Raw genomic sequence first — 18,964 nt, forward strand, 5'->3', positions numbered from 1 at the left:
CACGGCTTTTTTGCGCCAGGGCGCCTCAGGTCTGCGGCCGTTCCTGCCACAAGCGCTTGGGCAGCACCGCCGGCGACGCATGGATGATCGACATCCGCACCACGTGGTTGAGCATCACGAAGGCCGGATCGAGCTTGAGCAGCAAGGCCGCCGCCGTCATCACCTCGACCCCGCCGGGCACCCAGGACATGAACAGCGCCAGGAACGGCCGCCCCGTCACCTGGCTGAACGCAGCGGCCACCAGCAGCGTGGCGCAGAACGTCAGGGTGGTGACCGCAAGGCCGGCGCGCACGTAACGCAGCACGTCCTTGAGGGTGATGTCCTTGAGGCGGATGCCGATCAGCCCGCCGAGCAGCACCAGAGCGACCACGGCCAGCGGATCCGGTACATGCAGCGCCGCCTGGGGGAACTCGACGTTGAACGCGGCGGTGTACAGCAGGCCGGTCAGCATGTACGGCGCCGGCATGTCCAGGCGTTCCAGCAGGTAGCCGGTGACGACGGCCGCGGATGCCGGCGCCAGCACCAAGAGGTAATCGTGCAGCGACCCGACCGTGGGCGCCGCGCCGCCGGGGTGCCCGCCGGCGATGAGCGTGACCACCAGCAGCAACGCCAGCAGACGGACGATGTGCACGAACGCAATGCGCCCGGAATCGGTTCCCTGCCCGCCCGTCACCGTCATGACCGCCGCCATGGCGCCGGGCACGGAGCCGAGCAGGCTTTCGACATGCCCCCATTTTTCCGCGCGCCGCAGCCAGTGGTAGCCGACCAGGATCTGCACGCTCATGCAGATGAGCAGACCGCCCAGGATGCTTACGTCGCCCAGCTCGCCGATCATCGAGACCGTGACGATGGAACCGACGCTGATCCCCAGCAGCAACTGCACGACGGCCACGAACGGATGCGGCATGCGCAGCGGCACGCCCAGCTTGCTCACGGCCGTGACGGTGCAGATCGCACCGATCAGCTCGCCGAGGGGCAGCCCGGTCAGGTGGCCGATCCAGGCCCCCAGCGCCGCCACCGGGATGGGCAACAGGCATTCGAACAGTGTTTTCATCAAGACTCCGGCGTATCGGTGGGCAAACGGGATTGAAGAGTGGCGTTGCCGGGCTTCCAGGACCGCTGGGCGATCAGCAGCGGCAACACTTGGAACAGCACGATCACGGCGGCGCATCCGGGCCAGCCCCAGCGCTCCCAGGCCGCGCCCGGCACAAAGGCTCCCAGGCTGCCGCCCAGGTAATAGCAGGTCAGGTACAGCCCCAGGGCTGCGGCCTTGTTGTGCCGAGCATTGGCGGTGATGAAGGCGTTGGCGGCGGCCTGGGCGAGGAACACCGCGGTGGAGCTCAACGCCAGGCCCGCCACGATCCAGCCCAGCGACGGCGACAGGGTCAGGGCCGTGCCCGCCACGCCCAGGCACGCGGCCACTTTCACCAGATCGACCTGGGGCCGGCCCTTGCCTAATCGTCCCGCCAGCGGCACCACCACCAGCGCCAGCAGGAACACCGCATAGATCGATCCGAGCGCTGCGCTGCCCAGCGAAAACGGCGCCCTTCCCAGGTGCAGGCCGATGTAGGTGAACATCGCCACTTGGGCGAACAGCACACAGAACCCCACCGCGCAGGCGCCCAGCAGCGGTGCGGAAAACAGGCTTGACCGGGCGGCCTGGACCGGCCGCTCCGGGGCTTTCGGATTGGCGGGCAATAACAAGGCAATCGCCAGCCCGGTCAACAGGCTCAGGCCCGCCAGCGAGGCCAGCCCCAGGCGCCAGTCGCCGACTTCCGTCAGCAGCCCGGTCAGGAAACGCCCGAGAAAGCCGCCCAGCACCGTGCCGGCGATGTACACGCTGGTGACCTCGGTGACGGCGCCGCCGCTCCAGCGCCCGCCGATGTAGGCGACGCTGGTGGCGAACACGAACGGAATCAGCAGCCCCTCGACCGAACGCCAGAACAGGAAAGCACCGAAACCGCCGGCCCACGCCGACATCGCCGCCGGCAGCGCCAGCAGCAGCGCGGCCACGACGATCACCTGCCGTTGCGGCCAACGGGCCGTCATCCGCCCTACAAACGGGGCGCACACCGCCACGGCCAGGGTGGTGGCCGTGATGCTCCAGCTGGCCTGCCGGGCAGAGATCCGGAAAGCGGCCGACAGCTGATCGAGCAGCCCCTGGGTGGCGTACAGGTTGAGGAACGCCGCGCAACCGCAGAGGAACAAGGCGATTTTCGGGCAATGCAGGCGTGGCTTCATGGGAATGTTCGTCAACGGACCGAACATTTTTATAAGATGGGCCGCCTTCAGGATCCAATACCGATTTCCGACCGATCGATACCAAGGACGAACATGCTCGACCTGCGCCGCCTGCGTTGCTTTCTGGTTGTCAGCGAAGAATTGCACTTCGGCCGCGCCGCGGCGCGCTTGCACCTGTCTCAGCCGCCATTGACCCGGCAGATCTCGGCGCTGGAAGCGGAACTGGGCTTTCGCCTGTTCGACCGCAGCTCGCGCAACGTCACGCTCACCGCCGAAGGCCGGCACTTTCTGCCCTACGCGCGGGCGTTGCTGGAACAGGTCGAGCGCACGGCCGCCATCGGCCACAAGCTGGCCGCCGGCAGCGTCGGCCATCTGGCCCTGGGCTTCGCCAGTTCCATCGCCCTGTCCGACCTGTTCAGCCAGGCCGTCCGGGATTTCTGCTCGGCCCACCCGCAGGTGCAACTGACGGTTGAGGAAGGCGCGTCCACCGCGCAGTGGTCGCAGATCGCCGAGGGACGCCTGGACGTCGGCCTGGGCCGCCTGCATCCGCCGGCCGACCGCTCGGACATCGAAGTGACGTGCCTGGGCCAGGAACCGCTGATCGCCGCCGTGGCCAGCGACAGCCCCCTCGCCGCGCAGAAACGGGTGTCGCTCAGCGAATTGAGCGAACACCCATTGATCGCATTCCCGACGGACTACGGCTCCGGGCTCAACGAAAGCATCGAAACGCTGTACCGCCGCCACGGGCTCACGCCCCGCCGGGCGCCGACCGGCAAGCAGATCACCTCGCTCATCGCCCTGGTGGCAGCGGGCCGGGGCGTCGCCGTCGTGCCGCAGTGCGTGCAGACCCTGGCGCGGCACGGCGTCACCTACCGCCCCCTGGCGGAAGCCCACGCCACCGTGCCGCTGCTGGCGATGACCCGCCGAGAGGAGCGCAGTCCGCTGGTGCGCGCCTTCGTCGAGATCCTGCGCCGGAACTGATCAGAGCATCGGGTAACGCTTGAACAGCGCGGTCTGCTCCAGGCGCTCGGCATGGGCCTTCAGGGCCGGAAAGTCAGCGGCCTTCACCACTTCCGGCAGCACCAACTGGATGAACGACCACGCCACGGCGCTGGTCAGTGCGGCCTGATCGGGCCGTTCGTGCACCGGCCGCACCGCCAGCCGGCGATCCAGCTCCGCGCAGGCTGCGAGCAACTGCCGGGTGACGCGCTCCACCCACGGCTGATGGCGCTTTTCGGCCGGCCGCAGATTGTCCTCGTACACCCGCTGGACGGCCTTCTCGCAGGCCGCCAGCGCCAGCCCCAACGTGCTCAGCACTTCCACCAGCGCCTGCGGGTTCTGCGGCAGGCACCGGAAGGCCGGCGCCACGAGGGATCTGCCGTACTCGATGATCAGCGTCGAATCCATCAGCACGGTGCCGTCGTCCAGCAGCAGTGTCGGTGCCTTGACCACCGGGTTGACCGCGGAAAACGTCTCGAAGGTGCGGAACACCGACAGCGGCTCATGTTCGAACGGCACCCCCAGCAGGTCCAGGCTGATCGCCACCCGCCGCACGTAAGGCGAGTCCAGCATCCCTATCAGTTTCATGGCGTTCGCTCCCTAGTAGACATTGATTTTCAGTAGCCGCGAACGCCAAGGGCGCCCATGGATCCGGCGCCCCGCCGAACGCAGCTGCAACAGCCCCTCGCCGTCGATCAGGGCAAGCCCGGCCGAGAGCTTCAATTGTTCGCCGGGGCCGATCAGGTAATCGACGCCGTCGGCGCTGATCCAGTGCGTGCCGCTGACCGCCTGGGTGTACAGCGCCCGGTCGGCCTGCACCGACAGCAGTTGAGATTTGGCCAGTGCGACCTGAAGCCATTGCCGTTCCATAGCGTTGTGCCTCCTTAGGGCTGATGGTTTACTGTCCCTTACAGTAGAGAAACCGATGGCGCCAAAAAATCGGTATTTATTACCAAAACGCGTAAGAAAAAGTGACATGTCGACCATTCCACCCATCACCTGCCTGCGCAGTTTCGAGGCCGTCGCACGGCTGGGCAGCGTCACGGCGGCCGCCAAGGAGCTGCACGTCACCCATTCGGCGATCAGCCAGCAGATCAAAGTGCTGGAGGAACTGCTCGGCGCCACCCTGCTGGTGCGCGAGGGGCGCGGCGTCAGGGTCAGCGAAGACGGGCGGCTTTACGCGTTGCAGATCCGCGAATCCCTGGGCGGCATCGCCGAGGCCACCCGGCAGATCAAGACCCAGCCCAAGGCTTCCGAGCTGGTGGTGGCGGTGGTGCCGTCATTCGGCTGCCATTGGCTGTTGCCGCGCCTGACTAGCTTTCGGCAGGCGCACCCGAACGTCAGCGTGCGCCTGCAAGCGAGCCTGGCGGTGTCGAACCTGAACCGGGAATCGGTGGACGTCGGCATCCGCATGGGCAAGGGCGATTGGGAAGGCCTGGACAGCCATCTGCTGTTCCACGACGAAACCGTGGTGGTGGCGGCGCCGCACTTCAACGCCGGCGCCCTGCCGCAATCCCCCGAAGAGATCGTCGGCAGCCGGATCATCTTCAACATGGAATCCTGGCAGCCCTGGTGCCAGGCGGCGGGCCTGGACATCGACGTGCCACGCTCGGGCCTGTGCAGCAACGATTCCAACCTGGTGCTGCAAGCGGTGCGCCTGGGCCAAGGCATCGCGCTGGAGCGGCGCAGCCTGGTGCATGACGCGATCCGCCGGGGGGAGTTGGTGCAGCTCAGCGAATACACGGCCCCCTACCCCTTCCCCTACTGGCTGGTGGTGCCGGGCCGCGAGCGCTCGCCGGCCCGGCGGCAGGCGTTCTGCGGGTGGCTTTGCGACGAGGTCGAGGCCTACCTGAACGAGCTGAACCCCGGTGCGGCGGACAGCGAACCTGGCCTGTGATTGTTCGCGATCCCTGGATGCACCATCCAGAAAAGCGGCGCTGATCCGCCCCCCAAGCCTCCCTATCCTGAGCGCTCTCAACCCAGCCATCAGGAGTACACCCATGCCCAACCACAGCATCCAGGACAAAGTCGTGCTGATCACCGGCGGCGCCAAGAACCTGGGCGGCCTGCTCGCCCGCGATCTCGCCGCCCACGGCGCCCGTGCCGTGGCCATCCACTACAACAGCGACGCCAGCCGGGCGGCCGCCGAAGACACCGTGCAAGCCATCCGCGCCGCCGGCGCCCAGGCTCTGGCGATCCAGGCCGACCTCAGCGGCGCCGCCGCCATGGAAAGGCTGTTCGCCGAGGTGGTCGCCACCTTCGGCCGGCCGGACATCGCCATCAACACCGTGGGCAAGGTGCTGAAGAAGCCGATCGCCGAAGTCAGCGAGGCCGAGTACGACGAGATGGCGGCGGTCAACGCCAAGTCGGCGTTCTTCTTCCTGCGCGAGGCCGGCCGCCAGCTCAACGACAACGGCAAGGTCTGCACCCTCGTCACCTCGTTGCTCGGGGCGTTCACGCCGTTCTATGCGGCCTACGCCGGCACCAAGGCGCCGGTGGAGCACTTCACCCGCGCCGCGGCCAAGGAATTCGGCGAACGCGGGATTTCGGTCACCGCCGTAGGGCCGGGCCCGATGGACACGCCGTTCTTCTACCCCGCCGAAGGCGCCGACGCCGTGGCCTACCACAAGACCGCTGCGGCGCTCTCGGCCCTGTCGAGCACCGGCCTGACCGACATCGGCGACGTCGTGCCCTTCATCCGCCACCTGGTCAGCGACGGCTGGTGGATCACCGGCCAGACGATCCTGATCAACGGCGGCTACACCACCAAGTGATGCCCTCCGGGGCCCGGCGCAACCTGCGCCGGGCCTTTTTCTTTTCTGGCCGCCCTATACTCGGCACCACCGCCACCCCAGGAACGACAGGGTATGGACAAGCTTGAGCGCTACAGGATCTTTGTCCGCGTGGCGGAAATGGGCAGCTTCATCAAGGCCGCCAACCTGCTGGAGTTGCCGCGGGCGACCGTCTCCGCCGCCGTGCAGCGGCTGGAGAGCGAACTCGGCGCCCGCCTGCTGCACCGCACCACCCGCAACGTGCAACTGACCGCCGCCGGCACGCAATTCTTCGAACGGGCCGTGGAACTGCTGACCAGCGCCGAGGCCATCGACCGGCTGTTCAAGGACCAGCAACGCCAGGTCAAGGGCCGCCTGCACGTCGACCTGCCCAGCCGCATCGCCCGCCGCGTGGTGGCCCCGGCGCTGCCGCAGCTGCTCGGCGAGTACCCCCATCTCCAATTGCTGCTCGGTTCCAGCGACCGCGCCGTGGATCTGGTGCGCGAAGGCATCGATTGCGTGCTGCGGGTCGGCCCGCTCACCGACAGCAGTCTGGCGGCCCGTCCGCTGGGGATGATCGAGCTGATCAACTGCGCCAGCCCCGACTACCTGCAACGCCACGGCACACCCGAAAGCGTGGAAGACCTGGCGCAGGGGCACCGGATGATCGGCTATGCCTCGCCGCTCTCCGGCCGGGAAATGCCCTGGGAACATGTCGATGCCCAGAGCCAGGCACACACGCTCACGTTGCCCAGCCAGGTGACGGTCAACAATGCCGAAAGCTACATCGCCTGTTGCCGGGCGGGCCTGGGGCTGATCCAGATCCCGCGCTACGACGTGCAGCACCTGCTCGATGCCGGCGACCTGTGCGAAGTGCTGACGGACGCGCGCCCGGCGCCGTTGCCGGCCACCCTGCTCTATCCGCACCGGCAGCAGCGTTCGGGGGTGTTGGAGGTGTTCGTGGACTGGTTGCAGGGGGTCTTGGCCCCCTGCTTGGTCAATCGGCAGCCAGGCCGCCGTCCATCGCCGTGAACGGTCGGCCCGGTGGCGGCGTCAGGCGCCGGGCGAGTGGTCGTCGGGTCGCTGGGGCAAGCCTTCGTACAGCGGCAGGCCGAACAGCAGCACGTCGGCCCGTTCCTCGCCGAAGCGCGCGATGTTCGGCAGGCGGGCCCACAGCACCGCGCCGATGGACTGCACGATCTGCTGGCTGGGCCGGTTGGCCGCCATGATCCACGCCACCAGGGTCTCCAGGCCGAACTGGCGGCCGAGGATCACCGTCGCATGGCCCAGGCGCACGCCGATGCCGCTGCCGTGGCGGTCGGCCCGCACGTAGATCGCGGTCTCGCCGGTGTGGCGGCAGGCCTGGGTGCCCCAGCTGAAGCGGTTGATCGACAGCCAGCCCACCACCTCGCCGCCGCGTTCGAGCACGTACACCGGCAGCCCGTCGCGCTTGTAGAGGTTGATGTAGAACGTCACCTCCTCCAGCGTCATCGGCCGGGTCACCGGCGAGTTGGCGCCGGTGCCGGCGGTTTCGTTGAAGATCTCCATCATCGCCGGCAGGTCGGCGTCGCAGGACTCGCGCACGCCGCGCGGCAGGGTCGCGGGCAAGGCCCGGCGGTTGAAACCGTTCATGCGCCGGCCTCCTCTGCGAAGACGCTCATCTTCAGTTGGCCCCGGGCCCGGGCCAGGCGCGAACGCACGGTGCCGATGGGCACCCCCAGCTGCACGGCGGCGTCCTGATAGCTGATGTCGGAATCAACCAGCAGGTCGATCACCGCGCGCATGTCCACCGACAACCCGTCGATGGCCTCCACCGCGCGGCTGAGCAGGCGCTGGTGTTCGCTGACGTGGCTAGGGTCGTGCCCGTGCTCCAGGCTTTCGATGCCCGACTCTTCCAGCACCGCGCATTGCGGGCGGCTGTACAGGCTCTTGAAATGGTTGCTGACCAGGTTGGAGGCGATGCCGAATAGCCAAGTCTCCGGCCGGGACGCGCCGGCGAACTTGTGCTGGTTGCGCCAGGCCTCCAGGTAAGTCATTTGCATCAGGTCATCGACATCGGCCTGGTTGAACACCCGCTTATTGATGAAGCAGCGCAGTTTGCGTTCGCTGCTGCGAGCCAGGCCTCCCAGGTCCAGCTTGATCGCGCCAATCACTTTCATGTCCGTTTGAACGGTATTCGAATCCACGCTTGATCCCTCATGTCTCACGCTATGCCGACAGTGGCGGGAGAGACAGAGAGCAGCGAACGTACCAACCTCGACGCATTTTCAAGCCATTGATTTAGAACGATTTAATTTTCGATAAACGCCGATTCGGGCAACTTGTTGCACTTTCGGAAAAATCCCCGTGCCAGTTCTTGCACGCCGTTTTCGGGCCAGGGAACGCCCAGGGAACCGGATGCCGCCGCGCGCCACTCAGAGCTCACCTGCACTGCGGTGGAAAGCGCGCCTCCATGAAAATCAATAGCTACAACGACGTCCTGCCCCTGGACCTGCCGGGCCGGTTTCCCTTCCCCGCCGACACGACCGTGGCCACGGCGAAAAACCCGCTGATCGACTCCATGGAAGAAGTCGCGCTCAAGTTCAGCGAAAGCGTCGAGCGGCACAGCAAGAGCCTGGACGAACGCCTGATCAGCGAATCGACGCGGGGCCAGCGGGTCGAGCGCATCGAGAAGCTCGCCGAGCTCTACCGCTTGCTCGACCACGGCGACCAACCGAGCCTGGAGCAACAGGCCCGGCGCATGCAGATGCAACTGCAGCAACAACCGTCGCTGCAGACCGCGCTGGGGCTGGCCGAGCAGGATCCGGCGCGGGCCGACATCCTGTTGCAGCAGGCCTTGCGCCTGTCCTTGCAGGAAGGCCGGGAGACCGATGCGCAATCCACCCGCAGCCTGATCGACGAGCTGCGCCAGCTGCACGGCGACCGGATCCGCGCCGGGTTCAACACCGCCGGGGCCATCGCTCTGTTCACCCGCGACCCGCAGCAGCGCGCCGCGATGCGCCAGCTCTACTACAAGGCCATCGTCGGCCAGCAGCCGTTGGCCAACCTGCTCGAAGGGCTGCTCGAACAGTTCAGCGAAGAGCAGTTCGGCCGGGGCCTGCGCACCTTGCAGCGGGCACTGGCCGACGACATCGCCGCCCTGTCGCCGTCCCTGCCCGGTGGCGTGCTGGGCTCGATGCTGCGCGGGCTGGGTTCCTGCGGGCGGCTCAACAGCCTGCTCCAGGCCTGCCAGGCGTTGCTGGAGCGCCTGGGCCAGCGGCACGGCGGCATGACCTCGCTGGGCATGAGCAAACGGCTGCTGCGCTTTTGCGGCAACGGTTTCTTCGCCCGGGACCTGACGCTGCTGGGCGATGACACGTTGGGGCCGGCCTCCGACCGTCAGGCGTGGTTCTTCAATGCCCTGTATCCGTTGCTGCAACAGCTGCCGCTGGTGCTGTGGAAAGACCTCAAGACCCGCCAGAACGGCCTGCGCCTGCTGCAGGGCCTGATGGAAGAGATGGCCCGCCAGGAGCGTCAGGCCCTGGGCCTGGACGATGGCCGGAGCCCGCGATGAACCGACTGATCCAAAGCCTCAACCGCCTGGCGCTGGCGGTGATGCGGCGCACCGAGATCGTCGGCGCGGTGATGGTCATGGCCATCGTGTTCATGATGATCCTGCCCTTGCCCACGCCGCTGGTTGACGTGCTGATCGCCCTGAACATCTGCATTTCCTCACTGCTGATCGTGCTGGCCATGTACCTGCCCCGGCCCTTGGCGTTTTCCACGTTTCCGGCGGTGCTGCTGCTGACCACCATGTTCCGCCTGTCGCTGTCGATCGCCACCACCCGCCTGATCCTGCTGCAGCAGGACGCCGGGCACATCGTCGAGGCGTTCGGCAGCTTCGTGGTCGGCGGCAACCTGGCGGTGGGCCTGGTGATCTTCCTGATCCTGACCATCGTCAACTTCCTGGTGATCACCAAGGGGTCGGAACGGGTGGCCGAAGTGGCGGCGCGCTTCACCCTGGACGCCATGCCCGGCAAGCAGATGTCCATCGACAGCGACCTGCGGGCCAACCTGATCACCGTCCGCGAGGCGCGCCAGCGGCGCGAGCAGCTGTCCAAGGAAAGCCAGCTGTTCGGCGCCATGGACGGGGCCATGAAGTTCGTCAAGGGCGATGCCATCGCCGGCCTGGTGATCGTGTTCATCAACCTGATCGGCGGGTTCTCCATCGGCGTCCTGCAGAACGGCATGGAAGCCGCGGACGCCATGCACCTGTACTCGGTGCTGACCATCGGCGACGGCCTGATCGCGCAGATTCCGGCGCTGCTGATTTCCCTCACCGCCGGCATGATCATCACCCGCGTGGCGCCGGACAGTCAGGCCGGCGACGCCAACATCGGCCACGAAATCGCCGAGCAGCTGACCAGCCAGCCCAAGGCCTGGGTGTTCTCCTCCATCGGCATGCTGGGTTTTGCGGCCATCCCCGGCATGCCGGGCCTGGTGTTCGTCAGCATCAGCCTGGTGTGCCTGTCCGGCGGGCTGTTCCAGCTGTGGCGCATCCGCCGCCGGCAACTGTTGCAGGAACATGCCGGCGCCGCCCGCAACGCCGCGCCCGAGCTCAACGGCCGCGAGGACATCCGCCGCTTCAACCCCTCGCGCCCTTACCTGCTGCAATTTCACCCCGCTAACCAGGGCAGCGCCGAGGTCGAGCGGCTGGTGTCCGGCATCCGTCAGCGGCGCAACACCCTGGTGCACCGGTTTGGCCTGACCCTGCCCTCGTTCGAGCTGGAGTTCACCGAGCGCTGCGCCGAGGACGAATTCTGCTTCTGCGTCTACGAGGTGCCGCTGATCCGCGCCACCTTCGACAGCCGCCGGGTGGCGGTGCCGGTGCATCAGGTGGGCGAACTGCATGACGGCGAACGCGGCTCGGCGGAGCGCGACGAAGGCCAGTGGGTCTGGCTCGAACCGGAACACACGCTGCTGCGCATGACCAGCGTGGAGCCGGCGAGCGCCGAAGAACTGATCCTGGAACGCATGAGCCGCGCCTTCCAGGCCACCGGCCCGCGCTTCATCGGTTTGCAGGAAAGCAAGGCGATCCTCGGCTGGCTGGAAAGCGAACAGCCGGAACTGGCCCAGGAGCTGCAGCGCACCCTGCCGCTGGCCCGCTTCGCGGCGGTGCTGCAACGGCTGTCGGCGGAACTGGTGTCGCTACGCGCCGTGCGGCCGATCGCCGAGACCCTGATCGAGCAGGGCCAGCACGAACGCGATCTGAGCGCCCTCACCGACTACGTGCGCATCGCCCTCAAGGCGCAGATCTGCCATCAGCACGCCGACCAGGGCGCGCTGAACGCCTGGCTGCTGAACCCTGAGACCGAAGTGCTGCTGCGCGACGCCCTGCGCCAGAGTCAGAGCGAAGCCTATTTCGCCCTGGAGCCCGAGCTCGGCGGCGCCCTGCTGGAGCAACTGCGCGACGCGTTCCCGCTGCGGGCCCGGCCGGCTCCGGTGCTGCTGGTGGCCCAAGACCTGCGCAGCCCGCTGCACGGCCTGCTCAACGAGGAATTCAACCACGTCCCGGTGCTGTCCTTCGCCGAACTGCTGTCCAGCGTGCAGGTGCAGGTGCTGGGGCGTATCGATCTGCAAGAGGCACAGGCCATGCTGGCCTGACGGAGTGCGACCATGAAACCCCAGATGCTCTATGAACTGCGCGTGCTCACGGGCCTGCACCGTGGCGCGGCCCTGCCGCTGACCGGCGACGAGTGGAGCATCGGCTCCTCCAACGGCGCTGACCTGGCGCTCTACGATCCCGGCATCAAGGACCGCCATTGCCTGCTGCGGCTGGTGGACGACACCTGGTCGCTGTCGCGCAAGGACGGCGCAGTGACCGACAGCGAAGGGCACAAGGTCGACGCCATCGACACCCTGGAGCCGGGCACGCCCTTCTCGCTCAACGGCGTCTGGCTGTCGGTGGTCAGCGCCAACACCGAATGGCCCGAGGACGAGGAGCCCGTCGCCGACGCCTTCGCGCCCGAGGCCTTGCCGCTGAACGCCGAACCGGATGACGCGCCCCGGCCGCAAGCGGTGGTGCAGTCCCGTCCGCTGCTCGGGCCGCTGCTGTTGCTGGGCGCGTTGGCGCTGTTCCTCGGGGCGCTGATCTGGGGGCTCAGCGCCGAGGATCCGGTGCCGCCGGTGCCGGTTGCGCCGGCCCGCACGCCGCTCAAGGATGCCGCCGCCGTGCGCGGGGTGCTGGAGGACATGCTCAAGGAACGGGAGCTGCAAAGCCGCATCAGCATCGTCGAGGAACAGGGCAAGCTGCTGCTCAAGGGCCGTTTCGAAGAGGACGACCTGCTGCAATCCACCGAACGCATGCTGCTGCGTTTCGAGCAACAGTACCGCAGCCCCCTGCCGGTGCAGAGCGCCCTGCCCCCGGCCACCGATGTCTTGCCGTTCACCGTGGTGCAGATCAGCAATGCGCGGTTGCCCAGCGTGCTGACCAGCGACGGCCGCCGGCTGTTCCTCGGTGACGAGGTCGCCGGGGTGCGGCTGGTGGACATCAGCGACCACACGGTGGTGTTCGAAGGCGACCAGCGCGTCGAGCTGAGCTGGTGATGCAGGCCGCGCTCGAACGCCTGGCCCAGTGGCAAGGCCAGCACCAGGCCCGCCTCGGGCACTGCGCGGCGGTGGAGATCCGCGGGCGCATCGTCGGGGTCAGCGGCATCCTGCTGCACAGCCGCATGCCCCGGGCGCGGATCGGCGACCTGTGCCGGATCCGCCGGGCCGACGGCGGCGAGGTGATGGCCGAGATCGTCGGCTTCGACCGCGACCACACCCTGCTGGCGGCCCTCGGCCCGCTGGACGGCATTGCCGTCGGTGCGCCGGTCACGCCGCTGTTCCAGCCCCATGGCCTGGTGGTCCGCGACCGGCTGCTCGGCACCGTGCTCGACGGCTTCGGCCGCGCCCTCGGCGGCGAAGGCCCGGAGGCCTTTGCGCCAGCCGGCACGCCCGGTGCCCTGCCGGTGATCCGCGATGCCCCGGCGGCCACCGAGCGACCGCGCATCGAGGCCCCGTTGCCCACCGGGCTGCGCGCCATCGACGGCCTGCTCACCCTGGGCGAAGGCCAGCGCGTCGGGGTGTTCGCCGGGGCCGGCTGCGGCAAGACCACCCTGCTCGCCGAACTGGCGCGCAACACGCCGTGCCAGGCCATCGTGTTCGGCCTGATCGGCGAACGGGGCCGCGAACTGCGTGAATTCCTCGACCATGAACTGGACGCCGAACTGCGCAGCCGCACCGTGCTGGTCTGCGCCACCTCGGACCGCAGCAGCATGGAGCGGGCCCGTGCCGCCTTCACCGCCACGGCCATCGCCGAGGGGTTCCGCGCACAGGGCCGCTCGACGCTGCTGATCATCGACTCGCTGACCCGCTTCGCCCGGGCCCAGCGCGAGATCGGCCTGGCGAGCGGCGAACCGGCCGGGCGCGGCGGCCTGCCGCCCTCGGTCTACAGCCTGCTGCCGCGCCTGGTGGAACGGGCCGGACGCACAAGCGACGGGGCGATCACCGCGCTGTACTCGGTGCTGATCGAACAGGACTCGATGAACGACCCGGTGGCCGACGAGGTGCGCTCGCTGCTGGACGGCCACATCGTGCTGTCCCGGCGCCTGGCCGAGCGCGGGCACTACCCGGCGGTGGACGTGCTCGCCAGCCTGAGCCGGACGATGGGCAACGTCACGGGAACCGAACAACTGCACGGCGCCACACAGTTGCGCCGGCTGATGGCGGCCTACCAGCAAGTGGAGATGCTCCTCAAGCTGGGCGAATACCAGCCGGGCAACGACCCGTTGACCGATTGCGCCGTGGATGCCCGGGCGCGGATCGACGCTTTTCTGCAGCAGTCGCTGCGCGAACCCGTGTCGCTCGACGACACCCTCGACCATCTCTTGCAGGTGACCGCCGATGTCCCACTCTGATTCCGACACCCTGTCGCCGGCCGGCGACGCGCTGCTGCCGACCCTCGACCTGCTGGCCCCGATCCGCCGCCACCGGCTGGCCATGGCCGAACAGGCCTGGCGCCGTCAGCGCGACGTGCTGGCGGCGTTGCAGACGCGCCTGACGCAAATGGCCGACGAGCTGCAACGGCTGCGCCAATGCCAGCAACAGGAGCGCCAGGAGCAGCGCGAGCAGCACAGCCACCGCCGCCTGCCGCTGCACGAAATGAACCGCTGGCTGGCCGGCGAGCAGCAGGCGATCCGCCGCATCGAGCGTTTCGAGCAGCACTACAAGGCCTTGCAGCAAGAGCACCGGCAACAGCAGCACTGGACCGACGACAGCCGCCAACAGCTGCGTCGGCGCCAGCGCGACCTGGAAAAGCTCGACTGCCTGCGCGACCTGTCCCGGGAGGCCTCATGAGCGCACGTCCTGCCTTGCTCAAGCCGCCGCCCCGGCCAGCGGAGCCGCCCCGTGCGCGCCAGGAGCCGCAAGCGCCCGGTGCCTGGCCGGCCCGGCACGGCGCCTCCCGTGAACTGCGCGGCGAAACCCACGACGACGGCGACCGCTTCGAACAACTGCTGGCAGGCATTGACGGCCCAAGTCCGGCAGACGTCGGCCAAGGTGCGGTGGCGGACTTCGGCGGCGGCGACCGCCAGCCCTCCGGCCAGGATCCGGAGCGATCCGCCGGCGCCCCCCTGCCCCCCGGGCCGTCGGCGGGCCTTTGGCAAACCCTGTTGGCGCGCCTGGAGGAACGGCTCCAAGCGCTCGACGCAGGACCGCTCGACGTCCAGTTGCACATGCCGACCCTCGGCACGGTGTCGGCGCGGATCAGCCAACAGGGCGACGCGTTGGAGATCGCCCTGGGTTTCGCCAAGGACAGCGCCCGGCGCTATTGCGACGCCCGGCGCCAGGCCAGCGCCGATTGGCTCGGCCGGCAGTTGGGCCGCCGCGTGCGCCTGACCCTGCACAGTGAGGCGCACTGACATGCCGGCCCATGCCCTGCGCCTGCCTCGCCTGCCCGCCGCCGACGCCCAGGCCCGCCTGCAATTGGGCGCCGGCCTGGACCTGCGGCTCGCCGCGCCGTCCTCCGCCACGTTGACCCTGCGCCTGGCCCCCGAGCCCTTCGTCCGCGCACCGGGCAACGCCCTCGAAACCGCCTGCGGGCGGCTGTGGCTGGACGATGCCCAGCCGTTGCTCAGCCGACTGTCGCAGTGCCCGGCGATCCTGGATCCGGTGCAACCGGCGTCAGACGACAACGACTGGTACTGGCCGCTGTACAACCATTACCTCGCTGCCGAACTCCAGCCGCTGCTCAGCCCGTTGCGGACGGTGGCGGCAGTGCCGGATGGGGGCATCGATTGCCTGCTGGGGCTGCACGAGGACAGCGCGACCGCCCTCGTCTGCCGTGCGCGGATACCCGCCGCCACGCTGCTGAACCTGATCCGTGGCGCGCCCTGGCAACGGCTATCGAGCCATGACGCAGCGCCGGACTGGCCGCTGCGCATCCCCCTGCCGCTGGGCCACTGCACGCTGAGCGCTGCGGAGCTGGCCAGCCTGCGGACGGGCGATGTGCTGCTCGCCGAACAGCCGCTGTTCACCCCCGAGGGCCTCGGCCACCTGCAACTCGGCGCCTGTCGCCTGCACCTGCGGCTCCTGCCTGCAACGGATCTGCGTTTTACCCTCACTGAACTGGAAGACCTGCCCATGAACGCCTCCCTTGACGCTTTCGCCCTGGCCGACAGCGAGCCGCTGTACGCCGCGTCCGAATCCTTCGACGCGCTGCCCGACCCGGGCCGTTTCGACGACCTGCCGCTGGCCCTGACCCTGCGCGCCGGCAGCGTGAGCCTGAGCCTGGGCCAGTTGCGTCACCTGAGCGTCGGTTCGGTGCTGGCCTTCAGCGGCTGCGCACCGGGCCAGGCCAGCCTGTTCCAGGGCGAACGCGCGCTGGCCCACGGCGACCTGGTGGACATCGATGGCCGGTTGGGCCTGCAGATCACCCGCCTGGAGCCGCGCCCGTGAACCTGCAGGATGTCGATCCGCTGACGCTCGCGCTGTTTCTCGGGGCGCTGTCGCTGGTGCCCCTGCTGATGATGATCTGCACCGCGTTCCTGAAGATCTCCATGGTGCTGCTGATCACCCGCAACGCCATCGGCGTCCAGCAGGCGCCGCCGAACATGGCGCTGTACGGCATCGCGTTGGCGGCGACGCTGTTCATCATGGCCCCGGTGTTCAGCGACATGGGCCAACGCTTCAGACAACTGCCCCAGCGCATGGCCGACTACCCCGCGATGGAGAGCGCCGCCGCCCAAGTGGCCGAACCGCTGCGCAAGTTCATGTCGCGCAACGTCGACCCGGACATCCAGACCCACCTGCTGGAAAACACCCAGCGCATGTGGCCGGCGGCGATGGCGGCCAAGGCCAGCCGCGACGACCTGCTGCTGGTCATCCCGGCGTTCGTGCTCTCGGAGTTGCAGGCGGGTTTCCAGATCGGTTTTCTGATCTACGTGCCGTTCATCGTCATCGACCTGATCGTCTCCAACATCCTGCTGGCCCTGGGCATGCAGATGGTGGCGCCGATGACCATCTCGCTGCCGCTCAAGATCCTGCTGTTCGTGCTGGTGGACGGCTGGACGCGGCTGCTCGACGGCCTGTTCTACAGCTACCTGTGAGGACGCCATGGAAACCTTGACCCTGTTCAAGCAGGCCATGTTGCTGGTGGTGGTGCTGTCGGCGCCGCCGCTGATCGTGGCGGTGATCGTCGGCGTGCTGACCTCGCTGCTTCAGGCGGTGATGCAGCTGCAGGACCAGACCCTGCCGTTCGCCGTGAAACTGGTGGCCGTGGGCATCGCCCTGGCGCTGACCGGGCGCTGGATCGGCGTGGAGCTGATCCAACTGGCGCAACTGGCCTTCGCCATGATCCCGCAGACGAGGGCCTGAGATGTTCCAGGCGGCCTTCAGCGACATCAGCGAATCGATCATCGCCCTGACCGTCGGCATGGCGCGCCTGTACCCGTGCCTGTTCCTGGTGCCGGCGTTCGCCTTCCGGGAGATCAAGGGCGCGCTGCGCCACGCGATCGTCCTGGCGCTGGCCCTGGTGCCGATGCCGGCGATCCGCACCAGCCTCGCCGGGCGCGACCTCGGCTGGCTCGACCTGAGCGGGCTGATGCTCAAGGAAAGCCTGATCGGCCTGCTGCTGGGGCTGTTGCTGGCGATGCCGTTCTGGCTGTTCGAGTCGGTCGGCTGCCTGTTCGACAACCAGCGCGGCGCCCTGATCGGCGGGCAGATCAACCCGGCGCTGGGGGACAACACCTCGGAGCTGGGGCACATGTTCAAGCAGGTGCTGATCCTGCTGCTGATCCTGGGCGGCGGCTACGCCAGCCTCACCCAGGTGATCTGGGACAGCTACGGCCTGTGGCCCGCCAGCCAGTGGCTGCCGATGCCCGCCGTGGACGGCTGGGGCCTGTACCTCAAGCTGCTGGCCAGCACCTTTCGCTTCATGGTGCTGTTCGCCGCGCCGCTGGTGGGCCTGTTGCTGCTGATCGAGTTCGGCATGGCGATCCTCAGCCTGTACAGCCCGCAGTTGCAGGTCTCGACCCTGGCGATGCCGGCCAAGAGCCTGATCGGCCTGGGCTTCCTGGTTCTCTATCTGCCGATGCTGTGCTGGCTGGGCAACGGCCGGCTGGCGGAACTGGCCGACCTCAGGCACCTGCTGCCCTTGCTGCTGCACCCTACCCCCTGACGCCTGCCCCCTGACCTCTCTGCCATGAAACCTGACGAGCACCGCCCGTGAGCGAAAAGACCGAACAGCCCACCCCCAAGAAACTCGCCGACGCCCGCAAGAAAGGCCAGGTCGGCCAGAGTCAGGACGTGCCCAAGCTGCTGATCTTCGCGGCGCTGCTGGAACTGATCCTGGGCCTGGCCGGCGGTGGCATCGGTAAGCTCGAAGGTCTGGTGATGCTGCCGCTGCGCCAACTGGACCGGCCCTTCGCCGCGGCGGTCGGCGAGGTGCTGACCAAGGCCGGCTGGGACCTGCTGCTGTTCATGCTGCCGGTGCTGGGCATCGCCGTGGCCATGCGCCTGGCCGGCGGCTGGGTGCAGTTCGGCCCGCTGTTCGCCACCGAGAGCCTGAAGCTCGATTTTGAGCGGCTCAACCCGCTGAACCAGTTCAAGCAGATGTTCTCCTCGCGCCAACTGTTCAACCTGCTCAACAGCTTGTGCAAGGCACTGCTGATCGGTGCGGTGCTGTATTGGGTGCTGCCGCCGGCCCTGAACGACCTGATCGGCTTGGCCAACACCGACCTGGACACCTACTGGCAGGCGATGATCGCCCTGTTCAGCCGGCTGTCGCGCACCTGTCTGGGCGTGCTGCTGGTGCTGGCGGTGGCCGACTTCGCCTTGCAGAAGTACTTCTTCATCAAGGGCCAGCGCATGAGCCACGAGGACGTGCGCAAGGAATACAAGGAGATGGAGGGCGACCCGCACATGAAGTCGCACCGCAAGTCCCTGGCCCGCGAACTCACCCAGCAGCCGGCCGGCGCCGCGCCGGCCAAGGCGCCGGTGGAAGACGCCGACCTGCTGCTGGTGAACCCGACCCACTACGCGGTCGCGCTGTTCTACCGCCCGCAGCAGACGCCGTTGCCGCGGATCATCTGCAAAGGGCACGACGCCGAGGCCCGGGCGCTGATCGAGCGTGCCCGCCAGGCCGGCGTGCCGGTGATCCGCTTCGTCTGGCTGGCGCGCACGCTGTACCGCAGCGAGGTGGGCCATTTCGTCCCGCGCGAGACCTTGCAGGCGGTGGCCCAGGTCTATCGCCTGCTGCGCGAGCTGGACGCCGCCGCCCACGGCGAACTGATCGAGATGCCCGGCGTGCCGTACTGACGCTCCGGGGCTGGAACCAGGGCGCGAGCGCTGCCACTCAGGGCAAAGGAATCTTTCCTGAACGCCCCCGGCGAGCCTAACGAACTCGCCCTGTCAGTCCATGACACGGAGAACAG

At 68.2% G+C, this 18,964-nt stretch carries 21 protein-coding genes; 15 read left to right on the forward strand and 6 right to left on the reverse strand.

Annotated features, from left to right (window positions below):
• Positions 1-25: 25 nt before the first annotated feature.
• Both CAG31_RS18185 and CAG31_RS18190 read right to left on the reverse strand, forming a co-directional pair.
• Positions 26-1,054, reverse strand: coding sequence for an AbrB family transcriptional regulator (locus CAG31_RS18185; RefSeq protein WP_085583650.1), 1,029 nt, complete (start codon positions 1,052-1,054; stop codon positions 26-28).
• Positions 1,054-2,241: an MFS transporter gene (locus CAG31_RS18190; RefSeq protein ID WP_085583972.1), complete on the reverse strand. Its 1,188-nt coding sequence runs from the start codon at positions 2,239-2,241 to the stop codon at positions 1,054-1,056. The genes CAG31_RS18185 and CAG31_RS18190 overlap by 1 nt, the downstream gene beginning before the upstream one ends.
• Before the next feature lie 93 nt (positions 2,242-2,334).
• Here CAG31_RS18190 and CAG31_RS18195 point away from each other — a divergent pair, with 93 nt between their 5' ends.
• Positions 2,335-3,222: a LysR family transcriptional regulator gene (locus CAG31_RS18195; protein ID WP_085583652.1), complete on the forward strand. Its 888-nt coding sequence runs from the start codon at positions 2,335-2,337 to the stop codon at positions 3,220-3,222.
• Here the strand turns inward: CAG31_RS18195 and CAG31_RS18200 are convergent, their stop codons facing one another.
• Positions 3,223-3,828, reverse strand: coding sequence for a glutathione S-transferase (locus CAG31_RS18200; RefSeq protein WP_085583654.1), 606 nt, complete (start codon positions 3,826-3,828; stop codon positions 3,223-3,225).
• A gap of 12 nt (positions 3,829-3,840) precedes the next feature.
• Positions 3,841-4,110 carry a hypothetical protein gene (locus CAG31_RS18205; protein WP_085583656.1) on the reverse strand — a complete coding sequence of 90 codons (270 nt, stop codon included), beginning with the start codon at positions 4,108-4,110 and terminating at the stop codon, positions 3,841-3,843.
• Positions 4,111-4,216: 106 nt separating this feature from the next.
• Here CAG31_RS18205 and CAG31_RS18210 point away from each other — a divergent pair, with 106 nt between their 5' ends.
• From CAG31_RS18210 to CAG31_RS18220, 3 genes are all read left to right on the forward strand, one after another.
• Positions 4,217-5,137, forward strand: coding sequence for a LysR substrate-binding domain-containing protein (locus CAG31_RS18210; RefSeq protein ID WP_085583658.1), 921 nt, complete (start codon positions 4,217-4,219; stop codon positions 5,135-5,137).
• A 103-nt stretch (positions 5,138-5,240) separates the two neighbouring features.
• Complete coding sequence (locus CAG31_RS18215) at positions 5,241-6,014, forward strand: SDR family oxidoreductase (RefSeq protein WP_085583660.1); 774 nt, start codon at positions 5,241-5,243, stop codon at positions 6,012-6,014.
• A gap of 93 nt (positions 6,015-6,107) precedes the next feature.
• Complete coding sequence (locus CAG31_RS18220; protein ID WP_085583662.1) at positions 6,108-7,043, forward strand: LysR family transcriptional regulator; 936 nt, start codon at positions 6,108-6,110, stop codon at positions 7,041-7,043.
• 21 nt (positions 7,044-7,064) lie between these two features.
• On the opposite strand, the gene CAG31_RS18225 is transcribed toward CAG31_RS18220, so the two are convergent.
• Positions 7,065-7,643 carry a GNAT family N-acetyltransferase gene (locus CAG31_RS18225; protein ID WP_085583664.1) on the reverse strand — a complete coding sequence of 193 codons (579 nt, stop codon included), beginning with the start codon at positions 7,641-7,643 and terminating at the stop codon, positions 7,065-7,067.
• Entirely contained in the window at positions 7,640-8,170 is a 531-nt protein-coding gene (locus tag CAG31_RS18230) for an RNA polymerase sigma factor (RefSeq protein WP_225927243.1), read from the reverse strand. Before CAG31_RS18230 ends, CAG31_RS18225 begins: the two co-directional genes overlap by 4 nt.
• A 293-nt stretch (positions 8,171-8,463) precedes the next feature.
• Between CAG31_RS18230 and sctW the strand changes: the two genes are divergently transcribed.
• The 11 genes from sctW to sctU are packed head-to-tail and all read left to right on the forward strand — an operon-like array spanning position 8,464 to position 18,848.
• Positions 8,464-9,564, forward strand: a complete 1,101-nt coding sequence (gene sctW / locus CAG31_RS18235; protein WP_085583669.1) for a type III secretion system gatekeeper subunit SctW — start codon at positions 8,464-8,466, stop codon at positions 9,562-9,564.
• On the forward strand, positions 9,561-11,654 hold the full coding sequence (gene sctV, locus CAG31_RS18240) for a type III secretion system export apparatus subunit SctV (protein WP_085583671.1): 2,094 nt from the start codon (positions 9,561-9,563) through the stop codon (positions 11,652-11,654). The genes sctW and sctV overlap by 4 nt, the downstream gene beginning before the upstream one ends.
• Before the next feature lie 12 nt (positions 11,655-11,666).
• Entirely contained in the window at positions 11,667-12,596 is a 930-nt protein-coding gene (locus tag CAG31_RS18245) for an FHA domain-containing protein (RefSeq protein WP_170930400.1), read from the forward strand.
• A complete protein-coding gene (locus CAG31_RS18250; protein WP_176243869.1) occupies positions 12,596-13,951 on the forward strand; it encodes a FliI/YscN family ATPase in 1,356 nt (451 codons plus the stop codon). The genes CAG31_RS18245 and CAG31_RS18250 overlap by 1 nt, the downstream gene beginning before the upstream one ends.
• A complete protein-coding gene (locus CAG31_RS18255) occupies positions 13,938-14,390 on the forward strand; it encodes a type III secretion protein (protein WP_085583677.1) in 453 nt (150 codons plus the stop codon). The genes CAG31_RS18250 and CAG31_RS18255 overlap by 14 nt, the downstream gene beginning before the upstream one ends.
• Entirely contained in the window at positions 14,387-14,953 is a 567-nt protein-coding gene (locus tag CAG31_RS18260; RefSeq protein ID WP_085589517.1) for a type III secretion system HrpP C-terminal domain-containing protein, read from the forward strand. The genes CAG31_RS18255 and CAG31_RS18260 overlap by 4 nt, the downstream gene beginning before the upstream one ends.
• 1 nt (position 14,954) lies before the next feature.
• A complete protein-coding gene (locus tag CAG31_RS18265; protein ID WP_085583681.1) occupies positions 14,955-15,989 on the forward strand; it encodes a FliM/FliN family flagellar motor switch protein in 1,035 nt (344 codons plus the stop codon).
• The gene (gene sctR, locus CAG31_RS18270; protein WP_085583683.1) at positions 15,986-16,639 is read left to right on the forward strand and encodes a type III secretion system export apparatus subunit SctR; all 654 of its coding nucleotides are present in this window, start codon (positions 15,986-15,988) and stop codon (positions 16,637-16,639) included. The genes CAG31_RS18265 and sctR overlap by 4 nt, the downstream gene beginning before the upstream one ends.
• 7 nt (positions 16,640-16,646) lie before the next feature.
• A complete protein-coding gene (gene sctS / locus CAG31_RS18275) occupies positions 16,647-16,907 on the forward strand; it encodes a type III secretion system export apparatus subunit SctS (protein ID WP_085583685.1) in 261 nt (86 codons plus the stop codon).
• Between the two features lies 1 nt (position 16,908).
• The gene (gene sctT, locus CAG31_RS18280; RefSeq protein WP_085583687.1) at positions 16,909-17,709 is read left to right on the forward strand and encodes a type III secretion system export apparatus subunit SctT; all 801 of its coding nucleotides are present in this window, start codon (positions 16,909-16,911) and stop codon (positions 17,707-17,709) included.
• 47 nt (positions 17,710-17,756) lie between these two features.
• Positions 17,757-18,848, forward strand: a complete 1,092-nt coding sequence (gene sctU / locus CAG31_RS18285; RefSeq protein WP_085583689.1) for a type III secretion system export apparatus subunit SctU — start codon at positions 17,757-17,759, stop codon at positions 18,846-18,848.
• Positions 18,849-18,964: the final 116 nt, after the last annotated feature.

The organism is Pseudomonas sp. R25(2017) (assembly GCF_002112565.1).
Lineage (GTDB): Bacteria > Pseudomonadota > Gammaproteobacteria > Pseudomonadales > Pseudomonadaceae > Aquipseudomonas > Aquipseudomonas ekonensis.